This is a genomic window from Polynucleobacter sp. HIN5, from assembly GCF_030297555.1.
Taxonomy (GTDB): Bacteria; Pseudomonadota; Gammaproteobacteria; order Burkholderiales; family Burkholderiaceae; genus Polynucleobacter.
Window position 1 is genome coordinate 1086704 of the sequence record NZ_AP028136.1, and the last position, 18078, is coordinate 1104781.

18 protein-coding genes are annotated in these 18078 nt (G+C 47.3%); 2 read left to right on the forward strand and 16 right to left on the reverse strand.

Annotated elements, in window-relative coordinates; genetic code table 11:
• Positions 1-32: 32 nt before the first annotated feature.
• From htpX to QUE61_RS05755, 3 genes are all read right to left on the reverse strand, one after another.
• Positions 33-920: a protease HtpX gene (htpX, locus tag QUE61_RS05745; protein ID WP_286306307.1), complete on the reverse strand. Its 888-nt coding sequence runs from the start codon at positions 918-920 to the stop codon at positions 33-35.
• A gap of 139 nt (positions 921-1059) precedes the next feature.
• Positions 1060-1437, reverse strand: a complete 378-nt coding sequence (locus tag QUE61_RS05750; protein ID WP_286306308.1) for a DUF4149 domain-containing protein — start codon at positions 1435-1437, stop codon at positions 1060-1062.
• A 4-nt stretch (positions 1438-1441) separates the two neighbouring features.
• On the reverse strand, positions 1442-1696 hold the full coding sequence (locus tag QUE61_RS05755) for a TIGR03643 family protein (RefSeq protein ID WP_286306309.1): 255 nt from the start codon (positions 1694-1696) through the stop codon (positions 1442-1444).
• A 47-nt stretch (positions 1697-1743) separates the two neighbouring features.
• On the opposite strand from QUE61_RS05755, the gene QUE61_RS05760 reads away from it, so the two are divergent.
• A complete protein-coding gene (locus tag QUE61_RS05760) occupies positions 1744-2439 on the forward strand; it encodes an SDR family NAD(P)-dependent oxidoreductase (protein WP_286306310.1) in 696 nt (231 codons plus the stop codon).
• Here the strand turns inward: QUE61_RS05760 and QUE61_RS05765 are convergent, their stop codons facing one another.
• The 9 genes from QUE61_RS05765 to QUE61_RS05805 form a co-directional block, all read right to left on the reverse strand.
• Complete coding sequence (locus QUE61_RS05765) at positions 2440-3426, reverse strand: NAD(P)/FAD-dependent oxidoreductase (RefSeq protein WP_286306311.1); 987 nt, start codon at positions 3424-3426, stop codon at positions 2440-2442.
• Entirely contained in the window at positions 3427-4665 is a 1239-nt protein-coding gene (locus QUE61_RS05770) for a DASH family cryptochrome (RefSeq protein ID WP_286306312.1), read from the reverse strand.
• A gap of 11 nt (positions 4666-4676) precedes the next feature.
• Positions 4677-5018, reverse strand: a complete 342-nt coding sequence (locus tag QUE61_RS05775) for a hypothetical protein (RefSeq protein ID WP_286306313.1) — start codon at positions 5016-5018, stop codon at positions 4677-4679.
• 100 nt (positions 5019-5118) lie between these two features.
• Positions 5119-6636 carry a cryptochrome/deoxyribodipyrimidine photo-lyase family protein gene (locus QUE61_RS05780; RefSeq protein ID WP_286306314.1) on the reverse strand — a complete coding sequence of 506 codons (1518 nt, stop codon included), beginning with the start codon at positions 6634-6636 and terminating at the stop codon, positions 5119-5121.
• A 112-nt stretch (positions 6637-6748) separates the two neighbouring features.
• Positions 6749-8134, reverse strand: coding sequence for an APC family permease (locus tag QUE61_RS05785; RefSeq protein WP_286306315.1), 1386 nt, complete (start codon positions 8132-8134; stop codon positions 6749-6751).
• Positions 8135-8254: 120 nt separating this feature from the next.
• Positions 8255-8500 carry an EF-hand domain-containing protein gene (locus QUE61_RS05790; RefSeq protein ID WP_286306316.1) on the reverse strand — a complete coding sequence of 82 codons (246 nt, stop codon included), beginning with the start codon at positions 8498-8500 and terminating at the stop codon, positions 8255-8257.
• A gap of 19 nt (positions 8501-8519) precedes the next feature.
• A complete protein-coding gene (locus QUE61_RS05795) occupies positions 8520-10226 on the reverse strand; it encodes an amidohydrolase (protein WP_286306317.1) in 1707 nt (568 codons plus the stop codon).
• Positions 10227-10312: 86 nt separating this feature from the next.
• A complete protein-coding gene (locus QUE61_RS05800) occupies positions 10313-11386 on the reverse strand; it encodes a patatin-like phospholipase family protein (protein ID WP_286306318.1) in 1074 nt (357 codons plus the stop codon).
• 77 nt (positions 11387-11463) lie between these two features.
• Entirely contained in the window at positions 11464-12768 is a 1305-nt protein-coding gene (locus QUE61_RS05805) for an alpha/beta fold hydrolase (protein ID WP_286306319.1), read from the reverse strand.
• A gap of 156 nt (positions 12769-12924) precedes the next feature.
• On the opposite strand from QUE61_RS05805, the gene QUE61_RS05810 reads away from it, so the two are divergent.
• Entirely contained in the window at positions 12925-14040 is a 1116-nt protein-coding gene (locus QUE61_RS05810; RefSeq protein ID WP_286306320.1) for a DSD1 family PLP-dependent enzyme, read from the forward strand.
• Positions 14041-14316: 276 nt separating this feature from the next.
• Here the strand turns inward: QUE61_RS05810 and QUE61_RS05815 are convergent, their stop codons facing one another.
• From QUE61_RS05815 to QUE61_RS05830, 4 genes are all read right to left on the reverse strand, one after another.
• Positions 14317-15330, reverse strand: a complete 1014-nt coding sequence (locus QUE61_RS05815; protein WP_286306321.1) for a GNAT family N-acetyltransferase — start codon at positions 15328-15330, stop codon at positions 14317-14319.
• 26 nt (positions 15331-15356) lie between these two features.
• Positions 15357-15650, reverse strand: coding sequence for a Rap1a/Tai family immunity protein (locus QUE61_RS05820; protein WP_286306322.1), 294 nt, complete (start codon positions 15648-15650; stop codon positions 15357-15359).
• Positions 15651-15973: 323 nt separating this feature from the next.
• On the reverse strand, positions 15974-17050 hold the full coding sequence (locus QUE61_RS05825) for an aldo/keto reductase (RefSeq protein ID WP_286306323.1): 1077 nt from the start codon (positions 17048-17050) through the stop codon (positions 15974-15976).
• A gap of 42 nt (positions 17051-17092) precedes the next feature.
• The gene (locus QUE61_RS05830; protein ID WP_286306324.1) at positions 17093-17902 is read right to left on the reverse strand and encodes a fumarylacetoacetate hydrolase family protein; all 810 of its coding nucleotides are present in this window, start codon (positions 17900-17902) and stop codon (positions 17093-17095) included.
• Between the last annotated feature and the right edge of the window lie 176 nt (positions 17903-18078).

Here is an 18078-nt window from a genome sequence, read left to right on the forward strand (position 1 = left end):
ATGAAATTAATAAGCGCAAACCGAAGAGAACTCTAATCAGCCATATTACGCAAGGCGGCAATGCGCTCATCCAATGGTGGATGGCTCATAAAGAGACGCTTGAGACCGGTGCCCATACCCCCTGAAATACCAAAGGCTTCTAACTGCTCAGGCAAGTGCGGTTCATTGATCGACTTTTGAAGTCGCTCTAGCGCCCGAATCATCTTTTGTTTCCCTTCAAGGTAAGCTGCGCCGGCATCGGCACGGTATTCCCGCTGACGGCTAAACCACATCACAATCGCACTGGCTAAGATACCCAAGACCAACTGTGCAATAACGGTAGTAATCCAATAGGCAGGCCCATGCCCGCGCTCAGTCTTAAAGACGGCACGGTCAATAATGTGACCAATAACTCGTGAGAGGAAGAAGACAAAGGTATTAATGACGCCTTGAATGAGTGCCAAGGTCACCATATCGCCGTTAGCCACATGGCTCACCTCGTGTGCCAATACGGCTTCAGCCTCATCGCGGGTCATGCCACGCAACAAGCCCGTGCTCACTGCAACCAAGGAACTATCACGCATCATCCCCGTAGCAAAGGCATTGATATCGGGCGAGTCATAGATTGCCACTTCGGGCATACCAATACCTGCTTCCTTAGCTTGCCTTGCCACCGTATTGACCAACCACTGCTCCTGTTCATTGCGGGGCTGCTCAATCACATAGGCGCCGGTAGAATGCTTAGCCATGGTTTTGGAGAGTGCCAGTGAGATAAAAGAACCGGTCATGCCGACAACCGCAGAGAGCATCAGTAAAGAGGTGAGGTCAAGGCCAACGCCCTGCTCATCCAAGACCTGGCCCAAGCCAAAGACATTAATGATGATCGTAATCACCAACATGATGGCAATGTTGGTAATGAGGAAGAGAAAAATCCGTTTCATTCGCAGAACTCCTTATAACAATAGAACTACGCTATCAGGAATTGATTAAATACGCTGAGAACCAATTATCTGACTATTTTTAGGGGAATTATTCGCTGTATTCAAGCCGTCCCCTGTCTTTGGGGAGGCAGTTTCAAGCTTACCAAACTAAGTAGAGGAAGATCCCGAGTTGAATAAAGTTCACCACCACACTCAAGCCGTGCAGGATTCCAAACGTTTTCTTATTCCCGCGATCCGATGCGCGGTTAATTGCTGGAGTCAGTACCCATAGGGAGATGAAAAATAAGGCGGCGCATCCCACCAACAATCCCATGCTCAAGGTGTCCGCTGCCAAGAAGGAGGCGATGATCGAGACCGCTCCTAAGAAGGCGTAGTACTTGGGAAAGAAATTACGTACGTATTTACTTGCCCACTCTTGGGGCAGAACCTTAAATACTGTTGGTGCCACGGCGATGGTGAAGAACACCATAATGCCGATCATAGCTGATACGAGATAGAGGCTCAGATTAGGATTCATCGATTTATTTGTATTTGTATTGGGTTGGACAGTAAGCCCGTTGCACATCTGGATCACGCAATTGCCGATGCTTGGTTTGTCGTCCTGTAACTCGCACACGCCACAGACGATAGGAGCTTGGTTTTAGAACACTGCGCATCAACGCTTTAACTTCAGGCTCAGTTAACTGAAACTGAGCATAAATCGCCTCAAAGGGTGTGCGGTCTTCCCACGCCATCTCAACAATGCGCGATAACTCAGATGGATCACGTGTGCTCATCCTATGGATTAAACACGAATTTACAAAATCAGGTACAGTCACTTCGCATGACCCTACTCCAGAAACCATTTCGGGCCCTTGTAATTGGCTCATCAGGGACCATCGGTTCCGCCCTGGTCTCTGCCCTTCAAATGCATTCCAACTGCGCTGAGGTGATGGGGATCCATCGTGGGTCTGTGCCATCCATTGATTACGCTGACCCAGGCACGATCGCCACAGCAGTCGAAGCACTGGCGGCCCACCGGCCCTTTGATCTGATTATTAATACTATCGGGGTTTTGCACAATGAGAACGTCTCCCCCGAAAAGCGCTTAGCGGATCTCCGAGCCACACAACTCCAAGAGCAGTTTTTAGTGAATGCAATTGGGCCAGCGCTGACCATCAGCCAGTTCACGAAGCTTTTAAATCCTGCGGGTGGTATTTATGCCACCCTATCAGCCAAGGTGGGTAGTATTAGTGATAACCGGTTGGGGGGTTGGTATAGCTACCGATCTTCTAAAGCGGCTCTTAATATGCTGATTAAAACCGCTGCGATCGAGCTGAAACGAACCATGCCTAAAGTTGCTTTAATTGCTATCCATCCAGGTACAGTCAACTCCAATTTATCGAAACCCTTTCGGGGTGAGGAAATTGGCCGTGACCCTCAGCAAGCCGCTAATGAAATCCTAACTGTTCTATTGAAAGTCAATACCGAGGACTCTGGAACGTTTCGGTCCTACAGTGGCGAAGTGATTCCTTGGTAATTAGAGGGACTGCTTTAGTTGCTGTGCCAAGCGATAACCGCTTAACCAAGCGCCCTCAACGGTGGAGTTCTTTAACCAATCGCCACATAACCCCACCGCAATGGATAGATCAAGAGCAAACTCCCGTTCATTGGCTTGCTCAAGTTTGGCATAGCGCCACAAATGGCTTTGGTGTAAATCAGGCTCCACTCCAGTGAGTTCCTGAAATCCTTGAATCAAGATTGGTTCAATCTCAAACTGGGTGTGATCAATGTGCGCTGCAGACCATGCGTGACTGGCTTGCGCCACCCAGGTCTCATACACGGGACGATTGGGTTTGGAGTTATCGCGAGCTAACCAAGAGAACACACTGCCTTCCACAAACGCGCCATCGAATGCTAGATGAAGAGGCTCTTTCAGATAGGCAAGCAGTGTCCAACAGGGCAGCATCACCACTTCCTGACAAATCGCTTTTAGTTCAGCTGAGTATTTGCCAATTAAGCGTTCAGCCTGCACCGACGGAATCGCGAGTACGAGGTATTCAAATGCCTCAGGGATTTGACCGTGTTCTTTGGTGGTGATTTTCCAGAGATCATTGATGCGATGCACATCCACCACCATATGTTGAGTGTGTACGTGTAGGCGGTTTGCTAAATACTTCGCTGGCGAGGTCATTGCTGGAATGCCGACATAGCGCGTTGCATCCGATGGTTTATCAATGGTATTGCCATGATTGAAGGTCACGATTCGACCTGACCATGGTTTGGCGACATCGGCTTGTACCCACTGGGCAACTTCTTCTTTGAATAAGGGATCGCGCGCCGTAAAGTACTGGGCACCATGATCAGCTTCCCAATCGCCAAAATAGCGATGGCTCATACGACCGCCTACCCCTTTGCTCTTATCAAAGAGGGTCACTGCAAACCCATGGGCTTCTAGGTTTTGGGCGCAGGATAGTCCGGCAATACCCGCACCGATGATGGCAACCCGTTTTTTTGTAGAAATCATTTAATCCAACCAGCGTTTTCGATAAGAACCGTCTGCATCATATTGCGCAATTTGTTTGGCGACATTAAAGGCTCTACCACCCCGTGGATCGGTGCCATGACCTGCCACATATAGCCAGTTGCCTTGATTGCTATAGACATCATAGTCAATTAAGCAGGACTCAAACCAAGCTGCGCCCACCTGCCAGTTCCCGTTCATGGCATAGACCCAGTGACTTGCCACAATCTGGCGCATCCGATTCGATAGAAAACCCGTCGTTGTCAACTCACGCATCCCCGCGTCGATGAGATCAACTCCTGTCGTCCCAGTAGACCATCGGGTAAAGCGTTCAGAATCAAAGGTGTTGGGTGTGCGTTGGCTCAGTCCCTTTGGACTAAATAAGCGCTTGCCGTATTTGAGCATCAGAAAGCGAAAGTAATCACGCCAGAGGAGCTCAAACCAAAGCCAATACGTACCATCATTAGCCCCGTATTGCTCTTCATATTGATGAATCCGCTTTGCAAGCGTGCGCGCGGAGATCGATCCGACCGCTAACCAGGGTGAGAACTTACTCGATGCATTAAATTGACTTAAGGCATTCCGTGTCTCTTTATAGGTATCGGGCAAGCGTCGCTCACAGTATTGCTCAAGGTGGGTAAGCGCTTTGGACTCACCGCCGTTTACGAAGAGCGAGGTTGTAAGCTCTGAAATCGGGTCTTGCTTTGCTAGCTTGGATGGTAACGGCGGAATTGATTGGGGTCTAGCAACAGGCTTGGCGTATCGCAGTCGACGCTTTTCAACCCACTGTCGGAAGTTGGTAAAGACATCCGGTAAATCGCTAATCTCCATATCCAGGGTTTGAGGATCGAGCATGGTCGATTGCCACTGGGTATTGATGATCAGTCCCGCTTTCTGGAGCTCCAAAATATCGGATTGTTCCTCGGGAGCGACGATTGCCTCGCAATAAATGACATCGGTACCGACCTGTGCGCAAAGTGCTGGCAAGACATTTTTAGGATCACCCTCCACAACAAATAGGGTTGAGCCCTTCTCTTCTAGTGAGTTTCTTAAGTCACGAAGGTTCTGGTGCAGCCATAGAGAGCGTTGCTTACTTGCTCGCTGAAAGCCCCATGGTGTTTGCTCTTGCGGGGGAAGTACAAAAACGGGTAAGAGACTATCTGAGTGTTGGCAGGCGTTTACAAATTGGGGATTATCTAGAAGACGCAGGTCTGCTCTAAACCAATAGATTGAACAGCCCACGATGAGTTACTTTAGGTTGACTGCAACTTAGCGTTGGGGTCCACCATGCATTGCTTTTGAGCGTTGCGCTCAATCGCTTTGAGCCACTCCGGCTTGGCTTGATTCGTCATTGCATTGAGCTCACTTAATTGTTGATCATTGGCCAAATTACGCACCACGCGTGCCACACATATACAGTAATGATTAAAGTCACTCGCCTCAATACTTTTGTTCTTCACATTTTGATGATTGCGCAATTGCTGATTAATGCAATTTTTAGCAATCGGGTCGCCGCTAACCGAAGCCAAGGATGGGCCAGATGATATTAGTAACACACTACTCAAAACGATGGTCAGGATAGGAATGGGTTTCATGGGAAGCTTTCAAAGAGATGAATTCAGCATACCAAAATCCAGGTATTTATGCAGAAGGTTCATCGCCCTCACTCATAGCCATGCTATTTTGTGGAGCTCGTTAAAAATCAAAGCCCAGTTGTGCCTTATCTAGTGCAACCTTTACCCTAGTCCGATGCATCGTCTTGCGAGAGCCGTGCTTTTCCAAAACAGCCTGTTTGGCGATACGGACTTCAGCGAGCTGGCGGCGTCCATACAAGCGTGACTTGGCCTCTTTGGTTGCAATTGCTAAATCCACTATCGGTAATGGGATCTCAACCCCTACCCGAATACCAAGTTGCTCTTGCAGGGCTTGGGGCATATTCCAGGGCTCAAAAAGGTAGGTATCGGGCACTTTTCTCATGATGGGTAACCAGGTACGCACAAACTCACCGGTAGGATCATGATCCATGGCTTGCTTAATCGGGTTATAGACCCGGGTGGTGTTGATTCCGGTAGTACCGGATTGCATTTGCAGTTGGCTCCAATGAATCCCCGGTTCGTAATCCAAAAACTGGGTGGCCAACCATTCGCCCACGGGGCGCCAATGCAGCCATAGCGGGTAAGCAGCGACCGAGACTAACATCGCACGCATCCGAAAATTGAGCCAACCGGTCTCGCGCAACATCACCACACACGCATCAACCATTGGCCAACCCGTTTGTGCTGCTTTCAAGGCCTCAAAGTGTTGATGATGAAAGTCATTCTCCCGCAGACCATCGTAACCACGGTGCATATTGCGCCATTCAATCTCAGGCTCGCTCTCTAGCTTTTGAATGAAATGGCAGTGCCAATACAAACGGCTCAGAAATGCCCGCAAGCCCGCCTTTTGCCTTGCTGAAATCCCCTCCGCCTTAGCAATTTGTGCACGCGTGCGATTCACCACCTCACGCATACTCAGGCAACCATAGGCAAGATAGGTCGAGATACGAGAACATGCTTGTGGAGAGATTAAAGGCGATGAAATACCACCTCGATAACGTTGACTGCGATGCGTCAAAAAATCATTCAGGGTTTTGACGGCAAGATTTCGCCCACCTCGCTGACGCTGTGGTGGATCGTGTTGAAGATGCGCTGGAGGATTGATTACTGGCAACGGCGGTATCGAGTGATTCCAGAATGAGAGGGGTGAAACCGTTGCTGGTGGACTTGCCATATGACGCTCCCATGCCGACTGCCAGGCATTACGGCTCTTCAAACGTCGTACCACTCCAAATTGTGGATACTCATGCCACAGAATGTGATGATCGCGGCACCAACGCCCAACACGTCGATCACGATCATAGGTCCATTGATTACCGGTCTCCTCATGCGAATGCAGCCCAGCGAATGGTTGGACTTGCCACAAGCGCTCAAGGATCTCAACCACCTCGCCGGTGAACACCTCAAGACCTCCGCCCTGCTTTCTGAGTTCAGCATCAAGATCAATCAACGACTCGGCAATAAACTTAAAATGACTAAGGGCCATATCAGCTTGCTGCCAGAGGCCTGGCTCAACAATATAGATACAGCGTATTGGTCCGCGTTTTGCAGCGTGAGCTAAGGCGGCATGATCCTCCCAACGCAGATCACGTTTAAACCAAACAAGCTGATAACTCATGACAAATCACTCTTATAGGCAGAGTGATAACGATAGCACCGAAGTAAAGATTATGTTGGGATGTAATCGGAGAGACCCGAGACCATCGACATCAAACGACTGAAAAGTATTTTTAGTTTGAGACTGAGCGTCGATGATGACGAATTCGGTTTAGGTACAAGGGGATAAAACCAAGAGCAAGACCGCCTAAGCCAATGAGATTAGTCAGAAAATCAAAAGTTTGGGCACTGTAGATCGCAATAAAGACCATGAATAATGCTGATAGAAATGGCCAAATGACATAGCCAATGGCATGGCTTGGCCCATTGGCTAATTTAGAACGGTAGTACCAAGCACACGCAAATCCTGCAAGACTCATATAGAAACAAATTTGGAAACCAATCGCCATAATGGAGCTCGAAAGAATCGATTTCACAGTCGGCATATACGATGAGGTAAATAATAATAAAAGTCCTAAGACCCAGATTGCTAAAGTTGCAACCCACGGCGTTTGCCACTCTGGATGAATTTTTGAATAGGATGGATGCATCATGCCATCCCGAGACATCGAGAATAAGCTCCGACTAAATTGCAGAATTTGGGTTTCGATGGTTCCGACTGTACTCAAAATCGTACAAAAGACAGCAAGATAATTCCATGGCTCTGGAAATAGCTTAGTTGCAACCGCAAATAAAACGTTGGTATTGGCACTTGAGATTTCATCATCGGTCAGAACAATCAAGACCACTACCATCATGATCGAGAAAAATAGAATCATGTTAATCACCGACCAAAAAGCACCGGTACTCGCCGCACTGGATGCATGTCCCTGACTTGATTTACTCTCCTCGCTCAAGTTCATGGTGACATCCCAGCCCCAGAAAAAGAAAATTGCGATCAATGCACCAGTTGCAAATAACCCCGGAGAAAAGGACAACGGTGAAATCCATTGAAAAGTGGGGATACGGACTGGGGTACCCCAATATTGAATAAAGGCTCCAACAATAATGGCAATCAAAATAGTTGCCTCAATGATTGTGAAGCTGATTTGCACATAGCTAGAATGTTTGATCCCCCTCGCTACTAGAAGCGTAATTAGCGTTAACCAAATTGCTGCAACAGCAGCAATCGCGTGGGTATTCTCAACATAACTTGGAGCAATCAATAATAAAGTGGAGCTAGCGGCTGGAATCGTTGCAGATACCATAAAGCATACTGAAGCGACCAGTAGGCCCCAGCCGGTAAAAAATCCCCAATTGGGTCCAAATACGTGGCCCACCCATGCATAAGCTGCACCCGCATTGGCCGTAATTTTGCTCAAGTTCATGAATGCGAGAACAATGCCAAACATGATGAGGCCGCAAAAGAGAACGCTGCCTACAGAAAGTTCACCAACCGATGAAACAATTGCTGCGGTGGTCACTGCCACACTAAAAGCAGGAGCCGTTCCAGCGACCCCCATAATGATGGACTCAGAGCTACCTAAGGTGTTTTTGGATAGTTCATCGGGCGCTGACATATTGGACTTTCAAGGCCTTAGGGAAAGTCAATATTGTAAGGGTGCTAGGAAGAGCGACTCCGATTGGCAAGCCGCTTGAGCTGAGTAATTAAATAGAGGCTTGATTACACCCCTAATGAATTATCGATCAGCCATCGCTTTGATTTCAGCAGCAGTTACATACCCCTTCTTCTGGGTATCAATGCGCTGAAAGTTTGCTGCGACTCTTGGCATCCCGGCTTTTGCTTCCTCCAAGGTCAGCTTGCCATCCTTATTTTTATCGGCAGCTGCAAAACGCTCATCAATCTCACGATCAGTTCTTGACTCTTGAGCGTAGGCTGTAGCAACAGCTGCAAGCATAAATAGAGTAAATACAGATTTCTTCATCAACTAAGTCATCCAGTGATTACTTCAAACTGACCTGCTTACCATCGATCCAGGTCGACAGGACCTTTATATTGCGGATCTCTTCTGGCTTAGTCTTACGGGGGTTCTTTTCCAGAATCACCAAATCAGCTTGCTTACCAACTTCTAAACTACCAACCAATTGATCGGCAAAGATCTGATAAGCGGCATCGATCGTGACCGCGCGAATGGCATCATCGACCGAGATTGTCTGGTCTGGACCCAAAACTTTAGTTGGTGGTAACTGCCACATCCGAGTAACCGACTCGGTAATGTAGTTGAGTGGCCCAACGTTAGAGACTGGGGTATCACTATGCAGGGTGAACTTGCCACCAGCACGCTTAATCTCCGCAGCGGGATCAATACGGTTGGCACGCCTCTCACCGATGATGTGGTTATGAAAAGCTGACCCCCAATAGTCGACGTGGCCAATCGTAAAACTTGGAATCACTCCGAGTTTGACGGTTTGCCTAACCTGTTCAGGATGGTTCACCGTGAAATGCTCAATCCGTAAACGCCGCTCTTGCGGCTTCGAGTTGCCGGCTAAGAGCTTGGTATAACTTTTGAGGGTTTGATCAATCGCCTTGTCACCATTAGAGTGGGTAGAGATCTGCCAACCTTGATCGAAGTACAACTTCATCGATTGATAGATCTCATCGTCCTTGTAATTGAGTGCCCCACTCCAAGAACTTCCCTTGGGATAGCTATAAGGCTCGCGCAGTGCGGCGGTTAAGCCTTGGGTTGAGCCGTCCGAGATGTATTTAATACCGATGAAGCGCAAACGATCATCGCCTTCATTCGGCTTAATGGTTTTATATCCAGGCGGCATTGCCTCACTGAACAAATATCCCCGAACTCGGATCGGTGACAGATTCTTGGCAAAAAGACCTTTATAGATGGCGATTTCTTGATCAACCCCAAAATTACCGCCCACACTCATCTCTGAGGCCGTGGTCACACCAACCGAGGCCATTTTGCGCATGGTGCCCAAGATTGCCGCTGTCAACTCCGCTTCTGTGGGGTTGGGCATTTTGGACATAAATGGTAAATAGGAAGGTGGCTCAACCAACTTGCCAGTCAGCTTGCCATTGGCATCTTTCACATAAATACCGCCACCCATGGGATTAGGGGTCCTCTCGGTCACGCCAGCGAGCTCGAAGGCTTTGCGGTTCACATAGCCAATATGGCCAGATTGATTGATGATAAAGATTGGTACATCTTTTGATACCTTATCAAGATCATCGGCATTGAGTTCCGCCATAAATGGTGAAGTTCGCGATGGATCCACACCAAAGCCGAATAGCCAGCCGCCCTTGGGAATATTCTTTAGATGCGCCCTCATCTTGGCAATCAAGGTCTCTTTGGTGTCATACGGTAATGTGAAATTACTGAGATTGAGTCCCAAGCCCTCAAAGACGGAGGTAATCATGATATGAACGTGGGGCTCCACAAATCCTGGCATTAAGGTTTGACCCTTGAGATCCATCAACTGTGTGGTTTTGGATTGCCAGTCTTTCATGACGGAATCCTTACTACCCACCGCCACAATCTTGCCACCCTGAACTGCTAGCGCTTGGACTTCATCGTTTTTCTGGTTGACGGTCACAATTGGGCCACCATAAAAAATGGTATCGGCATTGCCTTTGGCAAAGGTCAAAGAAGTAGAGCCCATTAGCACAATGGTGAGTATTTTTCTAAGTAAGGTCATTGGATCTTTCTAATCAAGGACATACAAAACAACAAGTTGAAATCAAACCATACAAAATACAAGCGACACTTCGTTGACAAAACCAACTAAGCCCAGAAAACCTTAATTTGAGCTGCTTCTTTCTTAGCACGCTCATACCCTGCTGTGAGAGCAGGTTGGATTTGACGGGGGTCTGTTAGATTAATTCCGTCTGGCGCTCCGGCCACTATCCATTTCACTTTCGTACCCACACGTTCAATATCCTTAATGTTTTGTGCCATCGGATGCGGAATCTTCGTCAAAATAGGACCGGTCACCCCATCAGTGAGAGTAATTACTAGAGCACGCTTTGATCCGGCCACTACATCAACATGGGCTGGATTAGAGCACATCCCGCCATCCATGCCGTAGCGCTGACCCAGTAAGGTGGGTCCCACGATTCCTGGGAGCGAACTACTCGCTGCTACGGCATGAGCCAAGGCAATCTTATTCTTTCGCGCACTGGCTTGGCCTACGATTAAACGTTCACCGGTATAGCAATCAATGGAGGATGTGAACATTTTGGGTGTTGGCCAATCCGTTTTACTATCGCCCGTAAGTAATGCTGCGAGAGCTTCAACTCTCGAGCCATTCAAGCGGTTATCCGCTGCTAGTGCAGCTCGGCCAATCACTTGCCTTGTTTCAATACTGCCGTCGGTCGCACTCATATTAATTTCCATGGCTCTGAGCTGACTTGCATTGGGATTCGTCGTTGGTGCGAGCTTGGCAAAGATCTTGGGGAACTCGCCAAAGAAATCCATTTCGGTACGTAGGCGTTTGAAGTGTCCCGATAACAGCGATGAACCCATATAGGAACCAGCTGAGGTTCCCACCACCATATGTGGCAAACCAGCCATATCAAGACCGGCTTCTAACAAGCCATGAAAGAATCCGCAGTACCAAGCGATGTAATACTCCCCGCCGCCACCCAATACCATCGTACGGTCCAGGCCTTTAGCTAGAGGAGAAACCGTTGGGGTTGTCGCAATGGGAATCGATAGGCCGTCGCTGGCAAAGATCTTCTCTGAGATCTGCTGAGCTTTTTGAGTCAAACCCTGGGCATGGGTGGGCGATAGATACGAGGCGCCGATGACTGCGGGTCCAACCAAGGCAGATGTTTTTAGAAAGGTTCGACGTTGCATAGAAATAAATGAGCAAATTGAAAAACTATAACTTCATCATGATAAGCGACGGTTTCGATGACATCATGAGCGATCCGTTAGCTTTTGGGGCAGGCATTGGCTAAGGGCTTGTCCGCAATCCGGTCTTTCACCCACTGCAAGTACATCGGAGCAGATACTCCAGGAGTTGAGAAATGGGTTTGTTGGCCTGGTAGTTGAATCCGCTCGATGTTTGCCCCCATGGCACACATTTGTTTCTGATAAAGCTCATGCATGATCGGTGGCACCGCGGTATCTTTTGTTCCCCAATAGATCACAACCGGTGCAATCGGCTTCACCGGAGGAACACTTCCATCAATCAGTGCTTTTATCCAGGCGATTGTATTGTTGGGTTTATCCCTGAGAAGCGTTTTGAACTCAGTACCGTAGGCGTAATTAAACGTATCCGAAACGACATGCATGCACTTATTTGACAACACTTGATCAACCACTTTTGCACCCTGATCAGTAAACAAGTCGGTCAGCTTAAGATTGGGGTAAGCCGCTTGTGTGCCCCAAATGGTCATCGCAAAATGGGAGAAATTAAATACGTTGTCAGAGAAGAGCTTAATAAGTCCATTTAGGGCTTTATCAGCAGTCGCTTGATCTTTATTGGCATTTGGGAGCATCACCGCAGCATCATCGGGTGCCATGGCAACAAAGCCAAGCACCTGCAAATCGTCAGCCACACTTCCATTTTGGTTTAAGTAAGCGCCCAAGCTTGCAGCTGCAATCGTGGCGCCTCCTCCTTGAGACCAGCCATAGAAAATAGTGCGCTTACTGGCACCCGTGTCTTTCATGGAAATGGCAGCGCGTGCGGAGTTGATTAAATCACGTCCATTCGTCCCGGCCACTGCGTATTGATGTTTACCACCTCCGCCAAGACCCTGATAATCCGTTGCCACAACCACATAGCCCTCTTTGATGAACTCCTCAAGATTGGGAATACCGTAGTCCGTCCACGAATTACCGCCTACTAAAAAATACTGATTAAGCGGGGCTGCGGGGTTGATTACCTGTGAGGGTCCGCAATTTTGCGCAGTGCCGGTCGTGCCATGTGCCCATGCCAAAATGGGTCTTCCTTCTTTTGCGGCGGGCCCAACAGGTGCCACAATCATGCCAGTAGAAATGGTCTTACGACCAGCAACATCCGATGAAATGTATGCAATCTTCCAAGCCTGCGTGCCTTTGATCGAGGTGTCAATCTTTTCTTGCTTGATGACTTGCCCTAATTTGCCTTCGGGTTTCATTTTAATGACATCGGCATAAAACGCGGGTATGGGTGGATTGGCATGCGCCTCCCAAAAGGGAATGCTCAGCAAGGTGCTAACTGTTAGAACTGAAACTAAAGCGATTGATCTCATAAGACTAATGTTTTTTAACAGTGGATTAAAGATATAAATTATATTAGGCACAAATACCGTATTTATTACTTTAATTACACAATTTAATCTGCTCTAGAATAGCTCAGAGGGCATCACAAGATTCAGTGAATGTAATTTGATACAGAATAGATAGACATGGCACCTTGGAAAGCGGCACGCGTTGGCGATCACATTAATGATGTTGATACTCCAGCTTTAATTCTGGATCTTGATGCATTTGAGCGCAATATGAAGCGCCTACAAGATGCAGTCTCGAGTGCTGGGGTGCGCTTACGCCCTCATGCCAAGAGCCATAAATGCCCTGAGATTGCCTTGCGTCAGATTGAATTGGGTGCAGTGGGCATTTGCTGCCAGAAAGTCAGTGAGGCAGCCGTCTTTGTTGATGCTGGTGTATCGGATATCTTAATTACCAATCAAGTGGTGGGTGATAAAAAAATAGCGCATGCACTTGACTTAGCCGCCCGCGCACGCATTGGTGTGCTGGTTGACCACGAAGATCAAATTAGTGCTTTTGCACGTGCTAGCGCAGAGCGCCAAGTCTCGATTGATGTCTATCTTGAGATTGATGTGGGTATGGGTCGCTGCGGCGTAGTATCGATTGAGCGTGCGGTCGCAATGGCTGTACAAATTGATACCGCGCCCTACTTAAACTTTATGGGTCTGCAGTGTTATCACGGTAGTGCTCAGCACTACCGGCTACCTGAGGAGCGCCAACAAGCGATTGCGGCGGTCTGTGCCAAAGCGGCGGCTGCCAAAGCGGCGATTGAGGAAGTGGGAATTCGGGTGGAAAGAATATCGGGTGCGGGTACTGGCTCGGTCATGCTCGAGAGCCACTCCAAGCTATTTAATGAAGTGCAGGCGGGGTCTTACATTTTGATGGACCGCGATTACGCTACTAATCAACGCGATCCTAGCGACCTACCCTTTGAACATGCCTTATTTGTTAAAACTGCTGTTCTCAGTCATCCGACCGTCAATCGTACGGTGGTCGATGCTGGCTTGAAAGCATCAAGTGTTGACTCTGGAATGCCGGTGGTTTGGCAGCGCACTGATGCCAAATACCTGAAGGCCTCAGATGAACATGGGGTTCTGGAGCTCACGCCAGATAGCACTCTTAAACTCGGGGACTATGTGATGCTTGTACCAGGGCACTGTGACCCGACCGTTAATCTCTACGATGAGTTCATTGCTATTCGTGGAGATCGAGTCGAGGCCATCTGGCCCGTAGCGGCGCGAGGTGCACTACTTTAATGCTGGTAATCGTTTATCAGGCCTAGAACTTTTTCAGCTCTGAAAGATCTTGCATATTACGATCGTAGCAGATGGTGCCTAACAATTGTATTAACTAAGACAAACTCTGTATCAGCAACCTACTACCCAGAAGAGCTAGATAATCTCCGAACCACCATGTCTAACATTGGTATACAGTACTTCCGTCGAGCTGGCGATTAAAACACTGGGGTAGTGGCCTTGTGTGGGGTCTTGTATCGAGGTATTGGTATCCGAAGGTCTCTATCTAGAAAAAAATTATCGTGTTCTGCGCCATTCGGATAAAACGTAATCTCGAATAAATTCACTTTCTTTTCTTGCGCAAACAATACTTGTTTCATTTACAGATGGATCCAACAAACACTGCAGTCGTAATACATCCCCATTTTGTTCATAATTTGGTAGCCAAGCCCCCCAAAAAAATCCAAGAGACTCTAAATCAATTGTTGATTGGCTTGCCAAGGGATCACTCAATGGTATGTCAATATAAATCACTGGGTGATTTTCATTTCGAAGTACTTCCATAAAGCTCTCAATCCTTCTCAAAAAATCCCGGCCGATTTCCCTTACTTTGATAAATGACGGCTTTCCTTCTGGGGAGTGATGCATACTTAAGTTTGACAGTTCAGCAAATGTATTCAAGGTGCTTTGATTGATCAGTTTTCTTTGAATTCCTGTGTGCCTTAGTAAGTCCTCAAAAAAAGGTGCATGGTGTGGTGCAAGATGTACCAAAAAATTGCCCTTATCTTGAATATTGACATAGCATGGAATCAGGGAATGCCGTGCATCATCAACATTTTGCAATCCATCCATGTGGACAGACTTGGGTTGTCCGTTGATTAATAATCCAGTTTCTGCCCCACCCAGGGCGATAATTTCTAATTGGCTATAGGGGTGATTGGTAACACAAGCTGCCCAAAAGCCCTGTAACCCAATGAATTGGGCATGTTTTTTTCGCTCCTTTGCCAACATATCAGAGAGATGTTTTCCTCGATACTCGGGATCAACAAATAACTTTCCGGCCTCTGGAACTTGATCTAGGGGATGCTCATAACTAAGAGCGCAATGCCCAGCAACCGTACCTTGGGGAGAGATTGCAATGACCGAGTGCATCAGCTCAGATTGGATTAAATTTTTTACCTCATCCACCAGATACATCTGGGGATTAGGATAACTATTACCGTAGCAACGTTTGAGTGCCTCAATAATAGCTTTTGCATCACTGGGTTCCGCAGGTCTGATTAAAAAATCATCGGTTGAATTTGAATTCATTTAGATCTTTTATTCAATGAAATACTTTACTTGCTGCGGCATGGCCATTTTTGAGCCATCGCATCAAAAGTTAATGAAGCAAAAGCCTCACCTGCCCTATTTGGTTGATTAGCAATATAGTTGTTCACGACTCGAATGCGTTCTTTAATGTCGATATCTTTCGGTACACAAATTTTCTTGTCGTAATGAGCGTTATCCTCAACCCCTAAAATAATACCAATGCACAAGCCCTGATTAAAACTTACAGCCTGTTGGCCGTCTTTTAACAATTGATTACAGATTGAATTTAATCTCACCGATGTTAGATTTGGAATTGGCATAGGCGAAGATTGAGAGTGTGCGCTTACAGGAAGAAAAAGTGAGGTCAGCAATAAAATAGAGAAGATTGTCTGTCGATGCATTACGCTAGATTAACAAAAATCCACTCAAAGATAAATCTGCTTCACCCCGTTAGTATTTAGAAACACTTCGCACTGCCTTGAGGGCTCGCAGTACCCCGATGTCACTGTCTGTGACACCTCAAATGGGCATGACATTTGTTGGGGTCCGATGTCAGGCTCGTCGCGTATGCAGGTACTTGTCGGGAAAACCAAAAATTATCAAGCGTCCTTACTGGAGACGCTTGATATAAGTCAGCCGAATGCTATTTAGCGGTTGCAGCAGCTGCCCTTGCCCCTATTGCTCGCCGAATGGTTCCGTTATAGGCTTTGCCTGGATAGGCTGGCATCTCTTGTAGTTTGTCAAAGCCAGGAATGGTTTCCATAAACTTGACCATACGAATACGCATATCCGGATCAGGCAACTTACCGCGCATGGCACGAATGTTCTCTGTCTGATGGGCAGGGTTACTAGTAGCCGGAATTGCACACGTAATTGCAGGATTAGAAATAACCCACTTTAAGAAAAATTCTGCCCAGTTCTTGCAATCAAACTCTTTAGCAAAGTCGGGCAATGGTCTGCCCTCAACAATCTTAAATAAACGCGCCTTCTCAAATGGCATATTAACCAGAACTGCCGTTCCCTTATCGAGGGCAGCAGGAAGAATACGCTCTTCGGCTAGGCGCATCTGAATGGAATAATGCACTTGGACGAAATCCAGATCGTTGCGCTCAACTTGTGAAGCCAAAATATTGAAATATGGAATCTCATGATGGGTGACGCCAACATACCGAATCTTTCCTTCCCGCTTCCAGTTCTTAAGTACTGGAACAATTTGATCCACATTGACCAAACTATGAACTTGCATGAGATCAATCTTGTCTCGCCAGAGCCGTTGCTGGCTTTGTTCAAAACTTTTACGAGCATGGCTATCATCGGCCAGGAACTCACCGGTAGACCAAATCTTATTAGCAATAAACATTTGCTCATTAATTCCCATGCAGGTCGCAAAGTCACCCACACTAATCTCACCGGTACCATAAAGTGGTGAGGTATCAAACACCCGGCCTCCGCCATCCCAGAAACGCTTAATCACCTCACGAATATTAGTACGCGGGGCACCCGGTAATAAATCAAACGTGAGATACGTTCCCAATCCAATTGCTGGCAGAATTTCACCGGTTTTGGGAATTTTTCGAGTAATTAAGCCCGAAGATGATTGTGCAAACGCACTACCTGTGGGCAATAACGAAGCTGGGAGTGCACTCGCCGCGGCGGTCAGCCCTATGGTCTTAAAAAAATCACGACGCTCAGGTTGGGTGGGTTGCGAAGATTGGGTCATAAAAGTCTCCGATGTGATCAAGCAATGGAATGAAAATCATCATTAAACAATCTTAATGACTAAATCAGGAAAACCGTCGAGCATACAACGCACAATATCGCCACGCACCACAGGACCCACGTTTTCTGGGGTTCCTGAATAAATGATGTCACCAGGGAACAGTTCATTGGCTTCGGATAACTTCACAATTTGCTCTGCAACTGACCAAATCATCTGGTTTAAGTTTGCCTTTTGACGAACTTCACCATTAACCGATAAAGCAATGGATCCGCTCTTTTGATGCCCAATTTTGCTGACTGGAAAAATGGGGCCAATGGGTGCCGAATGATCAAACGATTTACCGATTTCCCAGGGTTTCTTTTGATCCCCCATGAATCGCTGCAAATCACGCCGCGTCATATCTAAACCAAGGGCATATCCATACACATGGTCTAAGGCTTTATCAATGGTAATGTTTTTGCCACCGGTTTTTAGGGCAGCTACTAACTCCACCTCGTAGTGATAATTCTTAGTTAGGGTTGGATACGGGTGATCCACAATTTTATTGGGGGCAACAAATTGAATCGCATCCGTGGGCTTTTGAAAAAAGAATGGCGGTTCGCGTGTCGGGTCAGAGCCCATCTCCCGAGCATGCGCTGCATAATTTCGTCCAATGCAATAAATACGCCGAACGGGAAATTGCTCACTACTATTCGCTATCGGAATATACGTTGGCTCTACTTGAAACGGCGTTTTTGGCTTTGCTGCTTCTACCGAAGATGTGGCCCCTAGGGTCACGATGGAGGCAGCCCCCAGTCCAAGCTTCATCCATTGTCGACGATTTTCGTAAGAGGTCTCTTTTTTAGTTGTCATTGTTCATCCTTGGTTGATTGATCGAATACAACCATTGTGCGCCTCATCCTTTTGAATTTCAATGGACTGCTATTCCTGAATTTCCCTAATGGTGAACATCAATACCTGGGATTTGTATTAATGTTCCTAGTTTTGTTCTTACTGAAGTGCTTATCAGTAAACTATTGCTTTCAGTG